The sequence below is a fragment of the Limimaricola variabilis genome (assembly GCF_034371605.1).
In the GTDB taxonomy this organism is placed as follows: domain Bacteria; phylum Pseudomonadota; class Alphaproteobacteria; order Rhodobacterales; family Rhodobacteraceae; genus Limimaricola; species Limimaricola variabilis.
Genome location: NZ_CP139691.1, coordinates 14,386 through 34,086, shown reverse-complemented (window position 1 = coordinate 34,086; position 19,701 = coordinate 14,386). Strand labels below are relative to the sequence as shown.

The following is a 19,701-nucleotide window of genomic DNA, read 5'->3' as shown; positions in this document are numbered from 1 at the left end:
AAGGGGGACGGGCATGACACGGATCGACGACACTTTCGCGCGGCTGAAATCCGAGGGGCGCAAGGCCTTCGTCGCCTATGTGATGGCCGGCGATCCGGATTTCGAAACCTCCAAGGAGATCGTGCGCGGACTGCCTAGCGCGGGCGTGGACATCATCGAGCTGGGCCTGCCCTTCACCGACCCGATGGCCGATGGCGCGACGATCCAGCTCGCGGGCCAGCGGGCGCTGGCGCAGGGCATGACGCTCGACCGCACGCTCGACATCGCGCGTGACCTGCGCAAGACCAACACGACGACGCCGATCGTGCTGATGGGCTATTACAACCCGATCCATTCCCGTGGCGTGGCGAAATTTCTCCAACAGGCCAACGAGGCCGGGATCGACGGGCTGATCGTCGTCGACCTGCCGCCCGAAGAGGATGCCGAGCTGTGCATCCCGGCACAGCAGGCGGGTCTCAACTTCATCCGCCTTGCGACGCCGACCACCGATGATGCGCGCCTGCCCAAGGTGCTGCAGAACACCTCCGGCTTCGTCTATTACGTCTCGATCACCGGGATCACCGGCGCGGCCGAGGCGCAGGCCGACGCGGTCGCGCCCGAAGTTGCGCGGATCAAGTCGAAGACCGACCTGCCGATCATCGTGGGCTTCGGCGTCAAGACGCCCGAGACCGCGAAGAACATCGCCGGCATCGCCGACGGCACCGTGGTGGGCTCGGCCATCGTGAGCCAGATCGCCGAGGGAAAGCCGGTGCCCGAGATCCTCGCCTTCGTGAAGGCGCTGGCTGACGGCGCGCATTCCGCCTGATCCTTCGGCAAGTGTCGGAAATGACGACCAGACGGCGCCCCGTGGGGCGCCGTTTTCGTTGCGGCGCAGCGTGACCACTGGTAAATCATCCTGACCAATCGGGGGGAGGGAACCATGCCAGTCATCACCTGCATCGAGGATCTGAAGCGCCTGCACAAACGCCGGGCGCCGAAGATGTTCTTCGACTACGCCGAATCCGGCAGCTGGACCGAGCAGACCTTCCGCGAGAACACCACGGATTTCGAGAAGATCCGGCTGCGCCAGAAGGTGGCGGTGGACATGTCCGACCGCTCCACCGTGGGCCGGATGCTGGACCAGAAGGTGGCCATGCCGGTGGCGCTCGCCCCCGTGGGCATGACCGGCATGCAGAACGCCGACGGCGAGATCAAGGCGGCCCGCGCGGCCGAGAAGTTCGGCGTGCCCTTCACCCTCTCGACCATGTCGATCTGCTCGATCGAGGACGTGGCCGAGCACACCTCCGCCCCCTTCTGGTTCCAGCTCTACGTGATGCGCGACGAGGATTTCGTCGACCGGATCATCGAGCGGGCCAAGCGCGCTGGCTGCTCGGCGCTGGTTCTCACGCTCGACCTGCAGCTCTTGGGTCAGCGGCACAAGGACCTGAAGAACGGCCTTTCCGCCCCGCCCAAGCTGACCCCGGCCACGATGCTCGACCTGTCGACCAAGTGGACATGGGGGCTGGAGATGCTGCGCACCAAGCGGCGCTTCTTCGGCAACATCGTCGGTCATGCCTCGGACGTGGAGGACACGCGCTCCCTGATGAAGTGGACCGCCGAGCAATTCGACCTGAAGCTCGACTGGGAAAAGGTCCGCAAGATCGCCCAGAAATGGGACGGCAAGCTGATCCTCAAGGGCATCCTCGACGCCGGTGACGCGCGCAAGGCGGTGGAATGCGGCGCCGACGCCATCGTCGTGTCGAACCATGGCGGGCGGCAGCTCGACGGCGCGCTCTCCTCGATCCGCATCCTTCCCTCCATCGTGCGCGAGGTGAAGGGCGAGACGGAGATCTGGCTCGACAGCGGCATCCGCTCGGGACAGGACGTCCTCAAGGCGCTGGCGCTTGGTGCCGACGCCACGATGATCGGCCGGGCCTGGCTCTATGGTCTCGGCGCGATGGGCGAAAAGGGCGTGACGACCGCGCTCGAGGTGATCCGCAAGGAGCTCGACCTCACCATGGCGCTGTGCGGCGAGCGCGACGTGGCCGATCTCAGCCCGCATAACCTGCTGGTGCCGCGCGACTTCGAAGGCGAGTGGCAGGAGAGCGGCCCGCGTGCCTCCGACCGGACGACATCGGTCCCCGCGTGACGCCATGCGGGGCGGCGCGTCCGCCCCGTATCGTCCGTCTCGGTCTAGTGGGGATTGGAGCGGGCGGCGGGAATCGAACCCGCACGTTCAGCTTGGAAGGCTGACAGGCTACCACTACATCACGCCCGCTTCGGGGCCTTGATAGCGGCTCGCGCAGGGGGCTTCAAGACGCCTCAGCCCTCGATCGGCTCGATCAGCTCGGGGCCATGGGCGCGGTTCGAATTGACCTTCGGGTCGACCCGGTGAAAGGCCAGCACCTCGGGGTTGGCCTTCATCAGCACCGCCGCGCCATGCCCCGCCTCACCAAGCCAGAGCGGCCAGTCGGCGGGCTCCAGGATCACCGGCATTCGGCTGTGGATGTCGCACATCGCGCCCGCCGCGGCCGTGGTGACCACGGCGCAGCTGACGAAGCCCTCCCCGTCCCGTTCCCAGTCCTGCCAGACCCCGGCAAAGGCCAGCGGGTCGCCATCCTCGCGGTGGATGAACCAGGGCAGCTTGTTGCCCGCCTCATCGACCGTCCATTCGTAGAAGCCCGAGGCCGGGATCAGGCAGCGGCGTTCGCGGACCGCCGCGCGAAAGGCGGGCTTTTCGGCCACTGTCTCGGCGCGGGCGTTGATCAGCAGCGGACCGTCATTCGGCTTCTTGTACCAATGCGGGATGAAGCCCCAGCGCATCGGACGCAGGCGGCGATTGCCCTCATGGGCGGTGACCGTGTGCACCTGCACCGTCGGGCAGACGTTGTAGTTCGGCACCTCCGGCAGGTCGTTGGCCGGGGTCGCCTCGAACATCTGGGTCATCGCGTCATGGGGCAGCGTGATCGCCATGCGTCCGCACATCTGGCTTCTCCTTCGAGATCAATCTGGCAGATGCGCCTGGAAAGGAAAGGGATGACCGCCCGCGCCCGCCTCCCGAAAGGGACGAAGAACGGCTGCCAATCGGGTCCCTGACGCGGTACCCTTCGACAGTGAACGGCATGACGGAGGACGCATGGACCGGGTTCTCTCCACCATCGGCTACGAATCCGCGACGCTGCCCGAGGTGATCGCGAAGCTGAAAGCGGCAGGCGTCGCGGTCGTGATCGACGTGCGGGCGGTGGCGGCGTCGCGCCGGGCCGGGTTCTCGAAGACCATGCTGCGCGCCTCCCTCGAGGCCGAGGGCATCGGCTACGAGCATCTGCGCAGCCTCGGCACCCCCAAGCCCGGCCGAGAGGCGGCACGCAAGGGACGCATTGCCGAGATGGAGGCGATCTTCGCCGAGCACATGAAAACGCCCGAGGCGCAGGACGGGCTCGCCCTCGCCAAAGCCATCGCCCGCGAGCGCCACGCGGCGCTGCTATGCTTCGAAGCCTGCGCCGCGGGGTGCCACCGCCGGATCGTGGCGGAGCTGATCCGCGAGGAGACGGGTCTGCAGGTTCGGGATCTCTGAACAGGATCGATCCCTCGGAAACGAGGGATGGGAGCCATCGTCAGGAAGCCGTCATCGGCTGCATCTGGTCGCGTGCCGCTGACATGAAAAACGCGCGCCGGTCGCCCGGCGCGCGTTCGAATAACCCAAAAGCGGGCCTTACTTCATCGTGATGCGGCCATCGGTGTAGGGCTTGTAGTCGCCCTGCGCCGCCATGTACTCGGCGGTGACGTCGGCAAGGTCGGGGCCGAAGTCATAGGCGTTCTCGGCATCGACGAACATCGCATAGCCGTCACCGCCATTGCGGACGTAGTTGTTCGACACCACGCCGTAGGTCGCCTCCGGATCCAGCGCCTCGCCATCGATCATCACGTCCGACACGCGGCTGCCCGGCTCGGCGGCGGGATCGACGGCAAAGGTCATGCCGGCGACCTGCGGGAAGCGGCCGGCGCCCTCTTCGATCTGGCCGACGCCGTTCTCGAGCGCCTCCTTCAGCACCGCACCCGAAACCTGGAAGGTCGAGAGCGTGTTCTGGAACGGCAGCACGGTCAGCACCTCGCCCATCGTCACCTCGCCCTCGTCGATCGAGGCGCGCAGGCCGCCCGAGTTGGCGATGGCGATCTGGATGCCCTGATCCTTCACGCGGTCGAGCATCGCATCCGCCACGAGGTTGCCCATCTCGCATTCCTGCGCGCGGCAGACGTCGCGGTTGCCCTCGATCGGCGCGGTGGTGTTGGCGACGACGCGGTTGCGGATCTCGTCGAGCGGCTTGGCCAGTTCCGAGACGCGGTCGAGTGCCTCCTGGTCCTCGACCACCTTGCCGTCGATCAGCACCGGCTCGCCCGAGGCTTCGGTAATCACGCCCTCGTCGTCGAAGGTCACGTTAAGCTCGCCCAGGAACTTGCCATAGGCATAGGCCTGCACGATCGCGGTATCGCCGACCATCACCGGATAGACGTCGACCGCGCCTTCCTGCTCGTTCGACAGCAGCGTGTTGGAGTGACCGCCGACGATCACGTCGACGCCGGTGGTGCCTTCGGCCACGCGCTTGTCGGTCTCGAAGCCCGAATGGCTGAGCACGACGATCTTGTTGACGCCTTCCTCGGCCAGGCGGTCGACCTCGGCCTGCACCGCATCGACCGGATCGGTAAAGATCACGTTGGGACCGGGGCTCGCCAGCTCGTCGGTGTCCTGCGGGGTGAGGCCGATAAGGCCGATCTTCTCGCCGCCGCGCTCGATCACGGTGCTCTTCTGGATCGCATCGGCGAGCTTCGCCTCGCCCGAAACGTCGGCGTTCGACATCAGCACCGGGAATTCGACATTGTCGATGAAGGCCCGAAGCACCTCGGGGCCATCGTCAAACTCGTGGTTGCCCACGGTCATTGCGTCATAGCCGAGCCGGTTCATGAACTCGGCGGTCATCTCGCCCTTGTAATAGGTGTAGAACAGCGTGCCCTGGAACTGGTCGCCACCATCGACGAGCAGCATGTTGTCACCGGCCCGCCCGCGCGCCTCCTGCACGGCGGTGATCAGCCGTGCGATGCCGCCAAAGCACTCGCCCGCCTCGTTGTCCTCGGGTGCGCAGGTCGAATCATAAGCCGAGATCGGCTCGTAACGGTCGTGGAAATCGTTGGTATGAAGGATGGTCAGCGAGTATTCGGCCTGCGCCGCGCCGGCGGCCAGTGCGACCGCTGCGGTTGTGCCGAAGAGTCCGAGTTTCATCTTGGAGCGTCCCTGTCGGTTTCGTTGTGGCCCGAGCCTGCGCCAGCCTGCGCGTCCCTGTCAAAGCCGCTCTTGCCCTGCCCTAGCGGCATGACGGGCGCATGACGGCTGTGCTTGACGTCGCGGCGGGCTGCGGCCATGCAGCGCGCATGCTGATCTTCAAGATATTCCGCGCCCCCGAATGGGCCGATCTGGACCTCGCGGGCGAGACACGCGGCGCGCCGGTCGACCTCGCCGATGGCTACATCCATTTCTCCACCGCCGCGCAGGCGCCCGAGACCGCCGCGAAGCATTTCGCAGGCGAGGACGGGCTGGTGCTCGCCGCCATCGAGGCGGACGATCTGGGCGACGCCCTGCGCTGGGAGCCGTCGCGCGGCGGGCAGCTCTTTCCGCATCTCTACCGCCCGCTGAAGCGGTCCGAGGTGGTCTGGTCGAAGAAACTTCCGCTCGCGGGCGGTCGGCACGAGTTTCCGGAGGACATGGCATGAGCGCGCTGGAAAAGATCGGCCTCGCGGCACTGCACCGGATTGATCCTGAGACCGGGCATGGGCTGGCGCTCAAGGCGCTGAAGGCCGGCCTCGGCCCCAAGGGCGGGCCGGTGACGAGCGCGCGGCTCGCGACCCGCGTGGCAGGGATCGACCTGCCCAACCCGGTCGGGCTGGCCGCCGGCTTCGACAAGAACGCCATTGCTCTCGATGCACTGTCGAAGACCGGCTTCGGCTTCGTCGAGGTCGGCGCCGCGACGCCCCGCCCGCAGGAGGGCAACCCGCGTCCGCGGCTGTGGCGGCTCAGCGCCGACCGTGCTGCGATCAATCGCTTCGGCTTCAACAACGAGGGCATGGAGGCCATCGCCGCACGGTTGGAGCGGCGGCCGCGTGGCGTCATCGGCCTCAATCTCGGCGCCAACAAGGACAGCGAGGACCGGGCAGCCGATTTCGCGACGGTGCTGAAACGCTGCGGCCCGCATCTCGACTTCGCCACCGTCAACGTCTCCTCGCCCAACACGGAGAAGCTGCGGGACTTGCAGAGCCGCGCCGCGCTTTCGGCGCTGCTCGCCGGGGTGATGACAGCCAATGCCGGGCTGTCGCGGCCCCTGCCCGTCTTTCTCAAGATCGCCCCCGACCTGTCGGAGGCCGAGATCGAGGACGTGGCGCGGGTGGCCGAGGAGACGGGCGTGTCGGCCATCGTCGCGACCAACACCACCCTGTCGCGCGAGGGGCTGAGCGATCCCCAGAAGGACAACATGGGCGGCATGTCCGGCCAGCCGCTGTTCGAGAAATCGACGCGGGTGTTGGCGCGTTTGTCCTCGCTCACCGCTCTGCCGTTGATCGGCGTCGGTGGCGTCGGCTCGGCCGAGCAGGCCTATCAGAAGATCCGCGCTGGCGCCTCGGCCGTGCAACTCTACACCGCGCTGGTCTATGGCGGCGTCAGCCTCGCGGGCGAGATCGCGCATGGGCTCGACCGGCTGTTGGAGCGCGACGGCTTCGCCAACGTCTCCGAGGCCGTCGGCACCGGCCGGGCCGACTGGCTCTAGGCGGCGGCGCGTTCCAGAGCGGGATAGCGCGCGGCCAATGTCGCGCCGCGCGCCACGTAGCTCACCAGCATCGCGGCCCAAAGGCCGTGATTGCCGAAGGCCGCTGTGAGCGGAACGGCGGCGGCGAAGTAGATCGCCGCCGACAACACCATCATGTTGCGCATGTCGCGGCTTCGGGTGGCGCCGATGAAGATCCCGTCGAGCATCCACGGGATCAGCCCGAACAGCGGCGTCGCCACCATCCAGGGCAGGAAGTCGCGCGCCGCCGCCCGCACCTCGGGCGCTGTGGTCATGGTGTCGATGATGGCGGGCCCGAAGATCGCGAACCCTGCCGCCAGACCGAGGCTGACCACGCCCCCCTGGATCGAGGGCAGGATCGCCGCGCGCCTGAGCCTCAGCGCCGCGCGCGCGCCCATCGCCTGCCCCACCAGCGCCTCGGCCGCGAAGGCGAACCCGTCGAGCGCGAAGGCGGTGATGTTGAGGAATTGCAGCAGCACTTGGTTCGCGGCGAGCGGCACGTCACCGAAGGACGCGCCCCAGAACAGGAAGCTGATGATGATCGATTGCAGCAGCACCGAGCGGATCAGGATGTCGGTGTTCACCGCCGCCATGTGTCGCAGCCGGGCCGCGTCGAACACCCGCGCCCGGTCGCGCCATGCCGTGTTGCGAAAGGCGTCGCGACACAGCCAAAGGCCCAGAGCGAGCCCCGACCATTCGGCCAGAAAGGTGGCCGTCGCGACGCCCGACACGCCCCAGCCCAGCCCCAGCACGAACCACAGGTCGAGCGCGATGTTGACGCCGTTCATCCACAGCTGCAGCACCAGCACCGCGCTGGTCCGCTCCTGCGCGATCAGCCAACCGGTGAGGCCGTAAATCGCGATCGCGGCCGGGGCCGACCACACCCGGATCGCGAGGTAGTCGCGCGCCAATGTCTCGACCTCCGCACTGGCGGGCGCGAGGGTGAAGGACAGGGCGAAGATCGGCGCCTGCAGCAGGATGATCCCGGCCCCCGCGGCAAAGGCGATGAGCAGCGCGCGGCTCAGCAGCGCCGCGACTTCCGCCCCCTCGCCCCGGCCCAGCGCCTGCGCGGCGAGCCCGGTCGTGCCCATGCGCAGGAAGCCGAAGATCCAGTAGATCGCCGAGAGGACCACCGCGCCGATGCCGACCGCGCCGATCGGGGCGGCAGCGCCCATCTGACCCACCACACCGGTGTCGACTGCGCCGAGGATCGGCACCGTGGCGTTGGACAGAACGATCGGCAGCGCGATCTTCAGCACGCGCCGATGGTTCAGCGGCCGGTCCGGCGGCGCCGCGACCTCAGCCATCCAGCCCCGGCATCAGGAAATGCCCTGTCGCCTGCGCGAAAAGCCGCGAGCGGTTATCTTGCCACGCCTCGACATGGACACTGGCATAGCGACGGCCGGATCGGTTGATCCGGGCCCGTGCATAGGCGTCGCGCGGCAAGCCCGAGCGCAGGTAATCGACGGTGAAGTCGATCGTGCGCGGCCAGTTCGGCCGGGCTTCGGCCTCGGCCTGCGCCTCGGGCGTGCCCGCTTCGATCAGCCCCCACATCCGGGTCCAGGCCAGCTCGACGATGGCAGTGGTCTCGAGAAACGCCGCCGTCGCGCCGCCATGCAGCGCCGGGAGCATCGGGTTGCCGATCAGCCGGTCGGCATAGGGCAGCACGGCGGTCAACTCGTCGCCATGCCGCTCGAAGCGAATGCCGAGAAAGGCGATGTAGGGGATGCCGTCGACCAGGCGCTGCAAGGCGCCGTCACGGCGGGTCTTGATCACCTGCACCGGCTCGGGACGGGGGCGGCTCATGGCTTCGCCTTTCGGGCTTCGAGGGTGAAGGCGCCGGTCGCCGTGGCGACGGGGCGCGCCTCGTCGCTGTCGCAGGCCACGGCCCGCACGAAGGCGACCGAACGGGTCACGTGCCAGCATTCGGCCCGCGCTGTGATCGTCTCGCCCGGCGTTGCCGGACGCATGTAATCGATCCGCAGGTCGAGCGTGGCGGTGCTGACCGGGGCGGAGGGGTGCGACATGACCGCCGCCCCCGCGCAGGTGTCCATCAAGGCCGAGACCGCGCCGCCGTGTATCACCCCGGTTTCGGGATCGCCCACGAGCCGGGCGTCATAAGGCATCGCGATCGCGGCATGGCCATCGGCCAGGGCCTTGAGGCGCAACCCGAGCGCCTGGGCATGCGGCAAGGCGTCGATGAAACTCTGCGCGCGCGCGAGGTCGGTATCGGGATCGGAGGTCATGTTCGCAGCTTGGCGATCCGAAGATGGGTCGCAAGCGTTATCTTCGCGGAACCTCAGTCTCAGCCGTGTTGTCGTCGCGGCATCGCAGGCCTAGAGTCTGCCTCGAAGGAGCGCAAAAAATGTCCGATACCCCCATGACTTTCAAGGAAATGTGCGAGCGCTTCGAGGTAACCCCCCGGACCTTGCGCTACTACGAATACATCGAGCTGCTCGCACCTCAGAAAGAGGGACGCGCCCGGTTCTATGGCCCGCGCGAAGTGGCGCGGATGACGTTGATCCTGCGCGGGCGCCGCTTCGGCTTCAGCCTCGAGGAAATCCGGCAGTTCCTGATGATCTACGAGACCGAAGGCACGCAGGCGCAGATGCGGACCTGGGTGGGCATGGCCGACCGCCAACTCGAGGTTCTGTCCGAACAGCGGGCCGAACTCGACCGCACGATCGCCGATCTGCGCCGGCTTCGCGACGAATCTGCCAACTCTCTCGATGAAGAGTAAAATTTTGCCTCAACCATGAGGCGAGCGGTGATTTTTGACCAAGAGAACAAAATTTCTCCGGAAAGATAGGATTTTTCTTGACCTTTCGTCATCCCTGCTCTGACGTCGCGTCATGTTTACGTTCGCGTCACCTTTGCTTGTAAGGTCGATTCAGAGCCTGCAGGTGGAGCGTCTGACCGGACACCGAGGGTTCAAAAAAAATGACCGACCAGACCATGACCATCCGCCAGATGTGCGACAGCTTCGATGTGACGCCCCGCACATTGCGCTTCTATGAGGCAAAGGAGCTCCTGTTTCCCATTCGCGAGGGCACCAAGCGGCTCTTCACCCGGCGCGACCGGGCCCGGCTCAAGCTGATCCTGCGCGGCAAGCGCTTCGGCTTCAGCCTCGAAGAGATCCGTCAGCTGCTCGATCTCTACGAGACCGACGACCAGCAGGAGGTGCAGCTTGCGCGCACCTACGAGGTGGCCGAGCGGCATCTCAAGGAGATGCAGGAGCAGCGCGCGGCGCTCGACGAAGCGATCCGGGAACTGGAGTCGCAGATGCAATGGGGCGCGGAGCGGCTGAACCAGCTGCGCGCACGGGCGACGGCGGCCTGACCGCCCTCTCCTACTGGTCGATGTGAGACAGGCGCGGTCCGGGACGGGGAGGCCCGGGACGCGCGCATCGGACCAGACCGGGCCATGGGCCCGCCGGAGGAGAGACAGGGAATGCCAAGCTACACCGCGCCGATCCGCGACATGCAATTCGTGCTGCACGAGACCTTGAAGGTCTCGGAGCAGGACATCCCCGGCTACGCGGATCTCGACGCCGACTTCACCGCAGCGATCCTCGAGGAGGCAGGCAAGCTTTCCTCGGGGGTCCTCGCGCCGCTGAACATGGTGGGCGACCACGAGGGCTGCCGGATCGAGAACGGTGTGGTGCGCACGCCGAAGGGCTTCAAGGAGGCCTTCGACAAGATCCGCGAAGGCGGCTGGACCGCCATCGACGTCGCCGAGGAATTCGGCGGCCAGGGCCTGCCCTATCTGATGCATACCGCCGCCAACGAGCCGATGGTCTCGGCCAACATGGCGCTCAACATGTATCAGGGCCTGACCCACGGCGCCTATACGGCGATCAAGATCCACGGCACCGACGAACAGAAGTCCCGCTGGCTGCCGAAGCTCGGCTCCTGCGAATGGACCGGCACGATGAACCTGACCGAACCGCATTGCGGCACGGATCTCGGCCTGATGCGCACCAAGGCGGTGCCGCAGGAGGACGGGACCTACCGGATCTCGGGCCAGAAGATCTTCATCTCGGCCGGTGAGCACGACATGGCCGAGAACATCGTCCACCTCGTGCTGGCCAAGATCCCCGGCGGCCCCGAGGGCATCAAGGGCGTCTCGCTCTTCGTGGTGCCGAAGTTCCTCGTCAACGAGGACGGCTCGCTCGGCGCACGCAACGGCGTCGCCTGTGGCAATCTCGAAGAGAAGATGGGCATCCACGGCAACGCCACCTGCGTCATGAACTACGACGAAGCCGAGGGCTATCTTCTGGGCGAGGCGCATAAGGGCATGCGCGCCATGTTCACCATGATGAACGAGGCCCGTCTCGGCGTCGGCCTGCAGGGCTGGGCGCAGTCCGAGGTCGCCTACCAGAACGCCCTCGCCTACGCCAAGGACCGGCTGCAGGGCCGTGCGGTCACCGGCGCGAAGAACCCCGAGGGCCCGGCCGATCCGCTGATCGTGCATCCCGACATCCGCCGCTCGCTGATGGATCAGAAGAGCTTCAACGAGGCGGCGCGCGCCTTCACCTATTGGGGCGCGATGCTGATCGACCGCAGCCACAAGACCGGCGACGCGGAAGCCGAGGCGATGATCTCGCTGCTCACCCCGATCATAAAGGGCTTCCTGACGGATAAGGGCTTCGAGATGTGCGTGCAGGCCCAGCAGGTCTATGGCGGGCATGGCTACATCGAGGAATGGGGCATGTCGCAATTCGTCCGCGACGCCCGGATCGCCATGATCTACGAGGGGGCCAACGGCGTGCAGGCGCTCGATCTCGTGGGCCGCAAGCTGGCCGCGCAGGGCGGCAAGCCGATGATGACCCTGATCGAGGAGATCAAGGTCTTCTGCAAGGAGAACGCCGGGGACGAGGCCTTCGCACGCGACTTCCTCGAGCCGCTCAAGGCCGCCTCGAAGGACATGCAGGCTGCGGCGATGTTCTTCATGCAGAACGGCATGAAGGATCCGAACGCCGCGCTCGCGGGCAGCACCGACTTCATGCATCTGATGGGCCATGTCTGCCTCGGCTGGACCTGGGCCCGGATGGCCCGCGCGGCGCAGGCCGGGCTGGACTCGGGCGCCGGCGACCGTGGCTTCTACGAGACCAAGCTCGCCACGGGGCGCTACTACATGGCGCGCCAGCTGCCGGCGACCAAGATGCATCTCGCCCGGATCCAGAGCGGCGCGGCGACGGTGATGGCGCTCGAGGCCGACGCTTTCTGATGGACGAGGGCCGCGTCCGGGGCGAGGCTCGCCCCGGACCACGGACCCGGAGGACGAGATGCCCAAGCGCCTGAAGCTGACCCGCCGCTTTCCCGTCGCGATGAGCGAGGACGGCTATCGCCGCCTGAAGCGCTTCGCGCGGGAGGCAGGCCTCGACGAGGGCGAGGCGCTCTCCTTTCTGTTCGAGAATTTCGACAGCGTCATCGACGCGGACACGTTCGGCCACCGGCTGCGGCTGTTCAACGCGGAGCTGGAGGCGCGCAAGAGATAGCACCTGCGCGGGAGGGCAGATGGAGGAATTGCGTATTTTTAGAATGGTGAAGGGGCCGGCGCTCCACCCGAACCCCGCGTCGATCGCCATGAGCGATGCGGGGTCCGGGCTTCACCACTCGCGGTCATCGGCTCGCCAGCCTGTACCGCGAGACGGAGCATGGACGGCAAAGCTTGACGATCCGTTAAGGCGGCCGCCCCGCTTCATCATTCTTCAATCACGCAGAGGCCCGATCACGATCGGGCGCCACGATCCGGGGAGGTAAGATGATCCGACTGCATTGCTTCGGCGAGAGCGGCAACGCCTACAAGGCGGCGCTGCCGATGACCCTCGCGGGGGTCGACTGGGAGCCGGTGAAGGTCGATTTCTTCGCCGGCGCGGCCCGCTCGGACGCGTTCCGCGCGCTCAACGAGATGGGCGAGGTGCCGGTGCTGGAAACCGATGACGGGCTCCGTCTCAGCCAGTCTGGCGCGATCCAGGACTGGATCAGCGAACGTACCGGCAAGTTCGGTGGCGAGACGCCCGAGCAGAAGCGCGAGGTGCTGCGCTGGGTGCTGTGGGACAACCACAAGCTCTCCGGGCAGGCCGGAAGCCTGCGCTTCCTGATGAACTTCCTGCCGCCCGAGAAGCGGCCAGAGCAGGTGATCAAGTGGCTGCAGGGACGGCTCGCCCCGACCTTTGCCACGCTCGACCGGGCGCTGGAGACCCGCGACTGGCTGGTGGGCGATGGGCCGACCAATGCCGATTTCTCCTGCTGCGGCTACCTCTATTACCCCGAGCCCTTCGGCTTCGACCGGGCCGCGCATCCCCATATCGACCGCTGGCTCGACCGCATCGCGGCCCTGCCCGGCTGGAAACACCCATACGAGCTGATGCCCGGATCGCCTGCCGACCGGGAAGGAGTGACGACATGACCGACGCCTATATCTACGACGCCATCCGCACGCCGCGCGGCAAGGGCCGCAAGGACGGCTCGCTGCACGAGGTCACGAGCCTCCGGCTCTCCGCCTTCGTTCTCGACGCGCTCGCGTCCCGCAATGGGCTGGAAGGCCATGCGGTCGAGGACGTGATCTGGGGCAACGCCACGCAGGTCGGCGAACAGGGCGGCTGCCTCGCCCGCTCCGCCGTGCTGGCCTCCTCGCTCGACGAGCGCATTCCGGGCCTGTCGATCAACCGTTTCTGCGCCAGCGGCATGGAGGCGGTGAACCTCGCCGCCAACCAGGTTCGCGCCGGCGCGGGCCGCGCCTATATCGCCGGCGGGGTCGAGGCGATGAGCCGCGTGCCGATGGGCTCGGACGGCGCGGCCATCGCCGTCGACCCGTCGCTCGCGATGAAGAGCTACTTCGTGCCGCAGGGCATCTCGGCCGACATCATCGCGACCCAGTACGGCTTCTCGCGCGACGATGTCGACGCCTTCGCCGTCGAGAGCCAGCGCCGCGCCAAGTCGGCCTGGGATGATGGCCGCTTCGCCCGTTCGGTGGTACCGGTCAAGGACGTCAACGGCCTCACCATTCTCGACCGCGACGAATACATGCGGCCGCAGACCGACATGCAGGCGCTGGGCGCGCTCGAGCCCTCCTTCAAGGCGATGGGCGAGGTGATGCCCGGCTTCGACAAGGTCGCGCTGATGAAATACCCGCATCTGGAGCGGATCGAGCACGTCCACCACGCGGGCAACTCCTCGGGCATCGTCGATGGCGCCGCGGGTCTGCTGATCGGCGACGCGGAATTCGGCCGCGCGCATGGGCTCAAGCCGCGCGCACGCATCCGCGCCACCGCCAAGATCGGCACCGACCCGACCATCATGCTGACCGGCCCGGTGCCGGTGACCGAGAAGATCCTCGCTGACAGCGGCATGGCGATCTCCGACATCGACCTGTTCGAGGTCAACGAGGCCTTCTCGGCGATTCCGCTGCGCTTCCAGCAGGCCTTCGACATCGACCCCGCGGCGCTCAACCCCAATGGCGGCGCCATCGCGATGGGCCACCCGCTCGGCGCAACCGGAGCGATCATCCTCGGCATCCTGCTCGATGAGATGGAGCGCACCGGCAAGGGCACCGGCCTCGCCACGCTCTGCGTGGCCTCGGGCATGGGTGCGGCCACCATCATCGAGCGGGTCTGATCCGTGGCAGCACCGCATCTTGGCGCGCGCCGCCGCATGGACATGATTGCGCCGGGAACTAATGTCTGTTTGATCTCGACCGCTCCCAAGCGTGAAGGTTCTTGGCATGGGTTGTCCCCTGTCGCAGTTCATCGAGCATCATGCCCAGCTGTTCCGCGAGGGACGGATCGAGGAGATGCTGGACGATTGCGCCTATCCCCTGCCTGTGCAGGGCAGGGACGGCATGCGGGTGCTCGCCACGCGCGACATGTACCGCAGCTGGCTGCAGAACTGGCAGCGCGATCTCGGCAAGCGGCAGATGCGGGAAAGCCGGCTGCGCATCCACACGCTGGAGTTGCCCCGCTCGGGCCGGTTCCGGGTCTGGATCGAGCGCAGCTTCGAGAACGACGGGCACGACCGGGTCGACCTGGACGTGATCTACTACTGCCGCTTCGACAAGCCGCGCCCGGTGATCGAGATGATCGAGTTCGGCGCGCCGCCGGAGCCGGCCGACTGACACGGGCGGCACGCCGCCCCCTTTCCACATATCCTGCCAACGGGAGGTCGTGATGACCGATTTCACCCTCGAGAAGGGCGCCGACGGCGTTGCCGTCATTAGCTGGGACGTGCCGGACCGTTCCATGAACGTGATGTCGATGCAGGGCTTCGAGGAACTCGAGGCGCGGATCGACGAGGCCCTGGCCGACGAGGCCGTGAAGGGCATCGTCATCACTTCGGCCAAGCCCGATTTCGCCGGCGGCATGGATCTCGGCGTGATCGCCGGGATGAAGCAGGCTGGCGGCGACGAGCCGGCGAAGGCCGTGTTCGAAGGCGTGATGCGGATGCATGGCGTGCTGCGCAAGATCGAGCGCGCCGGGATGGACCCCAAGACCAACAAGGGCGGCAAGCCGATCGCCGCCGCCCTGCCCGGCACCGCGCTGGGGATCGGGCTCGAGATCCCGCTCGCCTGTCACCGGATCTTCGTGGCCGACAACCCGAAGGCCAAGATCGGCCTGCCCGAGATCATGGTCGGCATCTTCCCCGGCGCCGGTGGCACCACCCGCCTCGTGCGCAAGCTGGGCGCGATGGGCGCCTCGCCCCTGCTGCTCGAGGGCAAGCTGAGCGACCCCAAGAAGGCCAAGGCGCTCGGCCTCGTCGACGAGGTGGTCGAGGACCCGCTCGCCGCCGCGAAGGCTTGGGTGCTGAGCGCCAAGGACGCCGATCTGGTGAAGCCATGGGACGCCAAGGGCTACAAGATGCCCGGCGGCGCGCCCTACCACCCGGCGGGTTTCATGACCTTCGTCGGCGCGAGCGCGATGGTGCATGGCAAGACGCAGGGCGTCTACCCGGCCGCCAAGGCGCTGCTCTCGGCGGTCTATGAAGGCGCTCTGGTCGATTTCGACACCGCGATCAGGATCGAGGCGCGCTGGTTCACACATGTGCTGATGAACCCCTCCTCCGAGGCGATGATCCGCTCGCTCTTCCTGAGCAAGCAGGCGCTGGAGAAGGGTGCCAACCGGCCCGAGGCACCGGATCAGAGCGTCAGGAAGCTGGGCGTGCTGGGCGCCGGAATGATGGGCGCGGGCATCGCCCATGTCGCGGCTCTGGCGGGCATCGAGGTGGTGCTGATCGACCGCGACCAGGAGGCGGCCGACCGTGGCAAGGCCCATTCCGAGGGGCTTCTCGACAAGGGCATCCAGCGCCGCAAGGTGACGCCGGAGAAGAAGGAAGCCGTGCTGGGCCGGATCAACGCGACGCCCGAGATCGAGGCGCTCCGGGGCTGCGATCTGATCGTCGAGGCGGTGTTCGAGGATCCCCGCGTCAAGGCGGAGATGACGCAGCGGGTCGAGGCGGTGATCGGCGAGGACGCGATCTTCGCCACCAACACCTCCACCCTGCCGATCACCGAGCTGGCCCGCGCCAGCCAGCGACCCGATCGGTTCATCGGCATCCACTTCTTCTCGCCGGTGGACAAGATGATGCTGGTCGAGATCATCAAGGGTCGCGAAACCGGTGACGTGGCAGTGGCCAAGGCGCTCGATTTCGTGCGGCAGATCCGCAAGACGCCGATCGTGGTCAACGACGCGCGCTTCTTCTACGCCAACCGCTGCATCATCCCCTACATCAACGAAGGCATCCGCATGGTGGCCGAAGGGGTCGAGCCCGCGCTGATCGAGAACGCCGCGCGTCTGGTCGGCATGCCGCTCGGGCCGCTGCAGCTGGTCGACGAGACCTCGATCGATCTGGGCGTCAAGATCGCCAAGGCGACCAAGGCCGCGATGGGCGACGCCTATCCGGACGGGGCGGTGGACGAGGTGCTGTTCTGGATGGCCGACCAGGGCCGGATGGGGCGCAAGTCGAATTCCGGTTTCTACGCCTATGATGACAAGGGCAAGCGCACAGGCCTGTGGGACGGCCTGCGGGATCGCTTCCCGGTCGCGGCGGAGCAGCCCGACCTCATCGAGGTGCAGCAGCGTCTGCTCTTCGCGCAGGTGCTCGAGGCGGTGCGCGCCTTCGAGGATGGCGTTCTCACCGACATCCGCGAGGGCGACGTGGCGGCGATCCTCGGCTGGGGCTTCGCGCCCTGGTCGGGCGGGCCGTTCTCCTGGCTCGACATGATCGGCGCCGGCACCGCGGCGGAGCGCTGCGACGGCCTCGCCGCGCGGCACGGCACCCGCTTTGCCACGCCCGGGCTTCTGCGGGAGCTCGCCGATGGCGGGCAGAGCTTCTACGGCCGCTACGGCGACGGCCGCGCGGCTGCCGCCTGAGCCACTTCCCGCCGGAGCGCCGCGATATGCGCGCTTCGGCGGGAACCGATCCACGCTTGGCCCCTGTTCCTCCCCCGGAGCGGGGGCTATGTTGCGCCAAACGGCAGGCCGGGAAGGGTTTGGCCGCGAAAGGACCGATGACCGCACTGAAGGAATTCGCCCGGCTGGAAACGATCGGCACCTGGTATCCGGAACCGGGCGCCGAGCCGCGTGGCGTCACGGTATCCTTTGGCGAGGCGACGTTGGTCCTGTCAGACGATAGCGGCCTGCCGGTCACCCATTGGTCACTGCCCGCACTTAATCGGCTCAACCCCGGACAGCGCCCTGCCCTCTACGCCCCCGATGCCGAGGCCAGCGAGACGCTCGAAATCGAAGACGACACGATGATCGGCGCGCTGGAAAAGGTGCGCCGCGCCGTCGCCGCGCGGCAGCCCCGGCCGGGGCGCCTGCGCCAAGGCGTTATCTGGGGCAGCACCGCGCTCGCGATCGGGCTGGCGGTGTTCTGGCTGCCCGGCGCGCTGATGCAGCAGACCCTGAGCGTTGTGCCACCGGGCAAGCGCAGCGAGTTCGGGGCGACGCTGCTCGGCATGATACAGGAGATCACCGGGCCGACCTGCCGCGATCCGCTGGGCAGCGAGGCGTTGAACCGGCTGCGTGACCGCCTTCTGGGCCGGCGCGGCGGCCAGATCGTCGTGGTGCCGGAAGGGCTCGAAGGCCCGCTCTACCTGCCCGGCGGGATCATCGTGCTGCCCGAGACGCTGCTGACCGAGACCGAGGATCCGGCCGTGGTTGCAGGCCACGTGCTGGCCACGGCCGCCAGCCGAGATGAACACGACCCGCTCGACGCGCTGCTGCGCGAGGCCGGTTTCGGCACGGTGCTGCGGCTGCTGACCACCGGCGACATCCCGACCGAAAAGCTGCAGGCACAGGCCCGTCACCTCGCGGTGACGCCGACGCCGCGCGCCGACGAGACATTGCTCCTGGGGAAATTCGCGGAAGCCGGCGTGCCGATCGGGCCTTGGGTCCGCGCCACTGGTGCCGCAGGGCTCGACGCAGCTGTCTTGGTGGCTGCGGAGCCTGCTGGCAGCGCCGGTCCGGTGATCTCGGATGGCGACTGGGTCAGCCTGCAGGGCATCTGCCGGGGCTGAGCCCCGGCCCGTTACCCAATTTCAGCGACGGGCGAAGGCGTCGGTGTATCCGGCGGCCCGCACTGCGCCCAGCGCCCGGCCCAGCGTCGCGGAGTCGGCGAAGGGGCCGGTCGCGACCACCCGCATCCTGGTGCCATTGCGGCTGACTTGGCCCTGCGCCACCGGCAGGCCCATCGCCCGCAGCCGCGCCGCAGCCCGTTCGGCATTGGCCGGTTCGGCATAGGTGCCGAGTTGCACGAAGCGGCCCGTTGCGGCCTGCGCCGGGGCGGAGCTGGTCGACACGCGGGCTACCAGAGCCGTCGGCACGGCCACCGGCGCGGCCGTGACCGGCGCACGCACCTGCCCCGCACCCGCGCGCTCGACGATGCGAACGCCGCGCAGCGGGTTGTGCCGGCCGTCGTCGAAGGCACGGCGATAGCCGGCCGGCGGCGTTGCCGGATCGGGCAGTGTCACCGCCGCGGCCGCGCGCATCAGCCGATCGGCCTGCGGGTCGAGAAAGGCCAGAGCGGCGGCATGTCCGGAGGCGGGCGCCGTCGCGGCCCGGGCGGCGTTGCCGATGCCCGAGGGGGATTGCGCCTGCGGTCCGCAGCGACGCGGCAGGCCCGAGCGACCGGTCTCGGCACAGCTCGTGACGGCCATCGCAACCGGCCCCTGCCCGGCGGCGACCGGCGCGCCCGGGGCGGCGGGCGCCGTGGGCATGCGGGTCGCGGCGAGGCGGCTGCCCGGCGCCGGGGCGGTCGCGCTCTGTGGCCCGCAGGTCACCGGCGTGCCGGTGTCGCGCAGCACGTAACGCCGCCCGGTCGCCGCCATGTCGGCACAGACGGCGGCCAGAGTCACCGCACCGCGCAGCGGTGCGCCCGGCGCCGCGACAGCACCACCGCAATCGATGGTCTCGCCGGTGCGGCTGCTGACATAGCCCGGCTGCGGGCCGCTGCGGCCGGCGCAGAAGGCGGCGAAGGTCAGGCGCGGCGCCTCGCTCCGGACCGGCTGCGGCGCGACCACTCGGGGCGAACTGGGCGCCGCGCGACGCGTCGCGGGCGCGTTTGCGGCCACCGCCTCGGCGCGCCGCTCGGGCGCGGCGGCAGGGGCCGGATCGGGCAGCACCGGCGGCGCGGCGCCGGCGATGCGCGTGGGCTGGAAGCCGCAAAGCGGCTCGCGGTCCCGGCTCATGCGCGGGATCCAGTTGGTCATGCCGCCGATTCCGGCGCGGATGAAGGCGCAGCCCTCACTGTCCACATACTGGTTGCCGGCATAGCTTTCGGGCGGAAACTCCGCCGGAAGCCGGTCCTGCGCCATGGCCGGGCCCGCCACGGCCAAGGCCGTCGCCGACACGGCGAGTATCGTCTTGAACATGCTGCCCCCTGCCCCCGGGATGTTT

20 protein-coding genes and 1 tRNA gene are annotated in these 19,701 nt (G+C 68.1%); 14 read left to right on the top strand and 7 right to left on the bottom strand.

Features of this window, described 5'->3' with window-relative positions:
• Window positions 1–13: 13 nt before the first annotated feature.
• Both trpA and T8T21_RS00175 read left to right on the top strand, forming a co-directional pair.
• On the top strand, window positions 14–805 hold the full coding sequence (trpA, locus tag T8T21_RS00180; RefSeq protein WP_322336313.1) for a tryptophan synthase subunit alpha: 792 nt from the start codon (window positions 14–16) through the stop codon (window positions 803–805).
• A 114-nt stretch (window positions 806–919) separates the two neighbouring features.
• Window positions 920–2,128: an alpha-hydroxy acid oxidase gene (locus T8T21_RS00175; RefSeq protein ID WP_322336312.1), complete on the top strand. Its 1,209-nt coding sequence runs from the start codon at window positions 920–922 to the stop codon at window positions 2,126–2,128.
• 55 nt (window positions 2,129–2,183) lie between these two features.
• On the opposite strand, the gene T8T21_RS00170 is transcribed toward T8T21_RS00175, so the two are convergent.
• Both T8T21_RS00170 and T8T21_RS00165 read right to left on the bottom strand, forming a co-directional pair.
• Window positions 2,184–2,257 (bottom strand) — tRNA-Gly (locus tag T8T21_RS00170).
• A 44-nt stretch (window positions 2,258–2,301) separates the two neighbouring features.
• Window positions 2,302–2,964 (bottom strand): SOS response-associated peptidase, encoded by a 663-nt coding sequence (locus T8T21_RS00165; protein WP_322336311.1) that lies wholly within the window; start codon window positions 2,962–2,964, stop codon window positions 2,302–2,304.
• Window positions 2,965–3,115: 151 nt separating this feature from the next.
• On the opposite strand from T8T21_RS00165, the gene T8T21_RS00160 reads away from it, so the two are divergent.
• Entirely contained in the window at window positions 3,116–3,553 is a 438-nt protein-coding gene (locus tag T8T21_RS00160; protein WP_322336310.1) for a DUF488 domain-containing protein, read from the top strand.
• 138 nt (window positions 3,554–3,691) lie between these two features.
• Here T8T21_RS00160 and T8T21_RS00155 read toward each other — a convergent pair whose 3' ends face one another.
• Window positions 3,692–5,254: a bifunctional metallophosphatase/5'-nucleotidase gene (locus T8T21_RS00155; RefSeq protein WP_322336309.1), complete on the bottom strand. Its 1,563-nt coding sequence runs from the start codon at window positions 5,252–5,254 to the stop codon at window positions 3,692–3,694.
• Between the two features lie 149 nt (window positions 5,255–5,403).
• On the opposite strand from T8T21_RS00155, the gene T8T21_RS00150 reads away from it, so the two are divergent.
• Together T8T21_RS00150 and T8T21_RS00145 are read left to right on the top strand one after the other, a co-directional pair.
• A complete protein-coding gene (locus T8T21_RS00150) occupies window positions 5,404–5,742 on the top strand; it encodes a DUF952 domain-containing protein (RefSeq protein ID WP_183471196.1) in 339 nt (112 codons plus the stop codon).
• Window positions 5,739–6,788 (top strand): quinone-dependent dihydroorotate dehydrogenase, encoded by a 1,050-nt coding sequence (locus tag T8T21_RS00145; protein WP_322336308.1) that lies wholly within the window; start codon window positions 5,739–5,741, stop codon window positions 6,786–6,788. Before T8T21_RS00150 ends, T8T21_RS00145 begins: the two co-directional genes overlap by 4 nt.
• Here T8T21_RS00145 and T8T21_RS00140 read toward each other — a convergent pair.
• Genes T8T21_RS00140 through T8T21_RS00130 form a run of 3 tightly spaced genes read right to left on the bottom strand, consistent with a single transcriptional unit; the run spans window position 6,785 to window position 9,052 of the window.
• Window positions 6,785–8,113 carry an MATE family efflux transporter gene (locus T8T21_RS00140; RefSeq protein ID WP_322336307.1) on the bottom strand — a complete coding sequence of 443 codons (1,329 nt, stop codon included), beginning with the start codon at window positions 8,111–8,113 and terminating at the stop codon, window positions 6,785–6,787. The genes T8T21_RS00145 and T8T21_RS00140 overlap by 4 nt on opposite strands.
• Window positions 8,106–8,612: a PaaI family thioesterase gene (locus T8T21_RS00135; RefSeq protein ID WP_183470770.1), complete on the bottom strand. Its 507-nt coding sequence runs from the start codon at window positions 8,610–8,612 to the stop codon at window positions 8,106–8,108. Before T8T21_RS00135 ends, T8T21_RS00140 begins: the two co-directional genes overlap by 8 nt.
• Entirely contained in the window at window positions 8,609–9,052 is a 444-nt protein-coding gene (locus T8T21_RS00130; protein WP_183470772.1) for a PaaI family thioesterase, read from the bottom strand. The genes T8T21_RS00135 and T8T21_RS00130 overlap by 4 nt, the downstream gene beginning before the upstream one ends.
• 119 nt (window positions 9,053–9,171) lie before the next feature.
• On the opposite strand from T8T21_RS00130, the gene T8T21_RS00125 reads away from it, so the two are divergent.
• From T8T21_RS00125 to T8T21_RS00085, 9 genes are all read left to right on the top strand, one after another.
• Complete coding sequence (locus T8T21_RS00125) at window positions 9,172–9,546, top strand: MerR family transcriptional regulator (RefSeq protein WP_183470774.1); 375 nt, start codon at window positions 9,172–9,174, stop codon at window positions 9,544–9,546.
• Window positions 9,547–9,746: 200 nt separating this feature from the next.
• Window positions 9,747–10,145, top strand: coding sequence for a MerR family transcriptional regulator (locus T8T21_RS00120; protein WP_183470776.1), 399 nt, complete (start codon window positions 9,747–9,749; stop codon window positions 10,143–10,145).
• Between the two features lie 111 nt (window positions 10,146–10,256).
• Window positions 10,257–12,035: an acyl-CoA dehydrogenase C-terminal domain-containing protein gene (locus tag T8T21_RS00115; protein ID WP_322336306.1), complete on the top strand. Its 1,779-nt coding sequence runs from the start codon at window positions 10,257–10,259 to the stop codon at window positions 12,033–12,035.
• 58 nt (window positions 12,036–12,093) lie between these two features.
• Window positions 12,094–12,306, top strand: a complete 213-nt coding sequence (locus T8T21_RS00110) for a hypothetical protein (protein WP_085895624.1) — start codon at window positions 12,094–12,096, stop codon at window positions 12,304–12,306.
• Window positions 12,307–12,572: 266 nt separating this feature from the next.
• Window positions 12,573–13,220, top strand: coding sequence for a glutathione S-transferase family protein (locus T8T21_RS00105; RefSeq protein ID WP_322336305.1), 648 nt, complete (start codon window positions 12,573–12,575; stop codon window positions 13,218–13,220).
• Window positions 13,217–14,428 (top strand): acetyl-CoA C-acetyltransferase, encoded by a 1,212-nt coding sequence (locus T8T21_RS00100; RefSeq protein ID WP_322336304.1) that lies wholly within the window; start codon window positions 13,217–13,219, stop codon window positions 14,426–14,428. The genes T8T21_RS00105 and T8T21_RS00100 overlap by 4 nt, the downstream gene beginning before the upstream one ends.
• Before the next feature lie 106 nt (window positions 14,429–14,534).
• Window positions 14,535–14,924 (top strand): hypothetical protein, encoded by a 390-nt coding sequence (locus tag T8T21_RS00095; RefSeq protein ID WP_183470784.1) that lies wholly within the window; start codon window positions 14,535–14,537, stop codon window positions 14,922–14,924.
• Window positions 14,925–14,976: 52 nt separating this feature from the next.
• Window positions 14,977–17,175: a 3-hydroxyacyl-CoA dehydrogenase NAD-binding domain-containing protein gene (locus tag T8T21_RS00090; RefSeq protein ID WP_322336303.1), complete on the top strand. Its 2,199-nt coding sequence runs from the start codon at window positions 14,977–14,979 to the stop codon at window positions 17,173–17,175.
• Window positions 17,176–17,312: 137 nt separating this feature from the next.
• Window positions 17,313–18,323 (top strand): hypothetical protein, encoded by a 1,011-nt coding sequence (locus T8T21_RS00085; RefSeq protein WP_322336302.1) that lies wholly within the window; start codon window positions 17,313–17,315, stop codon window positions 18,321–18,323.
• A 21-nt stretch (window positions 18,324–18,344) separates the two neighbouring features.
• Here T8T21_RS00085 and T8T21_RS00080 read toward each other — a convergent pair whose 3' ends face one another.
• Entirely contained in the window at window positions 18,345–19,676 is a 1,332-nt protein-coding gene (locus T8T21_RS00080) for an SPOR domain-containing protein (protein ID WP_322336301.1), read from the bottom strand.
• Between the last annotated feature and the right edge of the window lie 25 nt (window positions 19,677–19,701).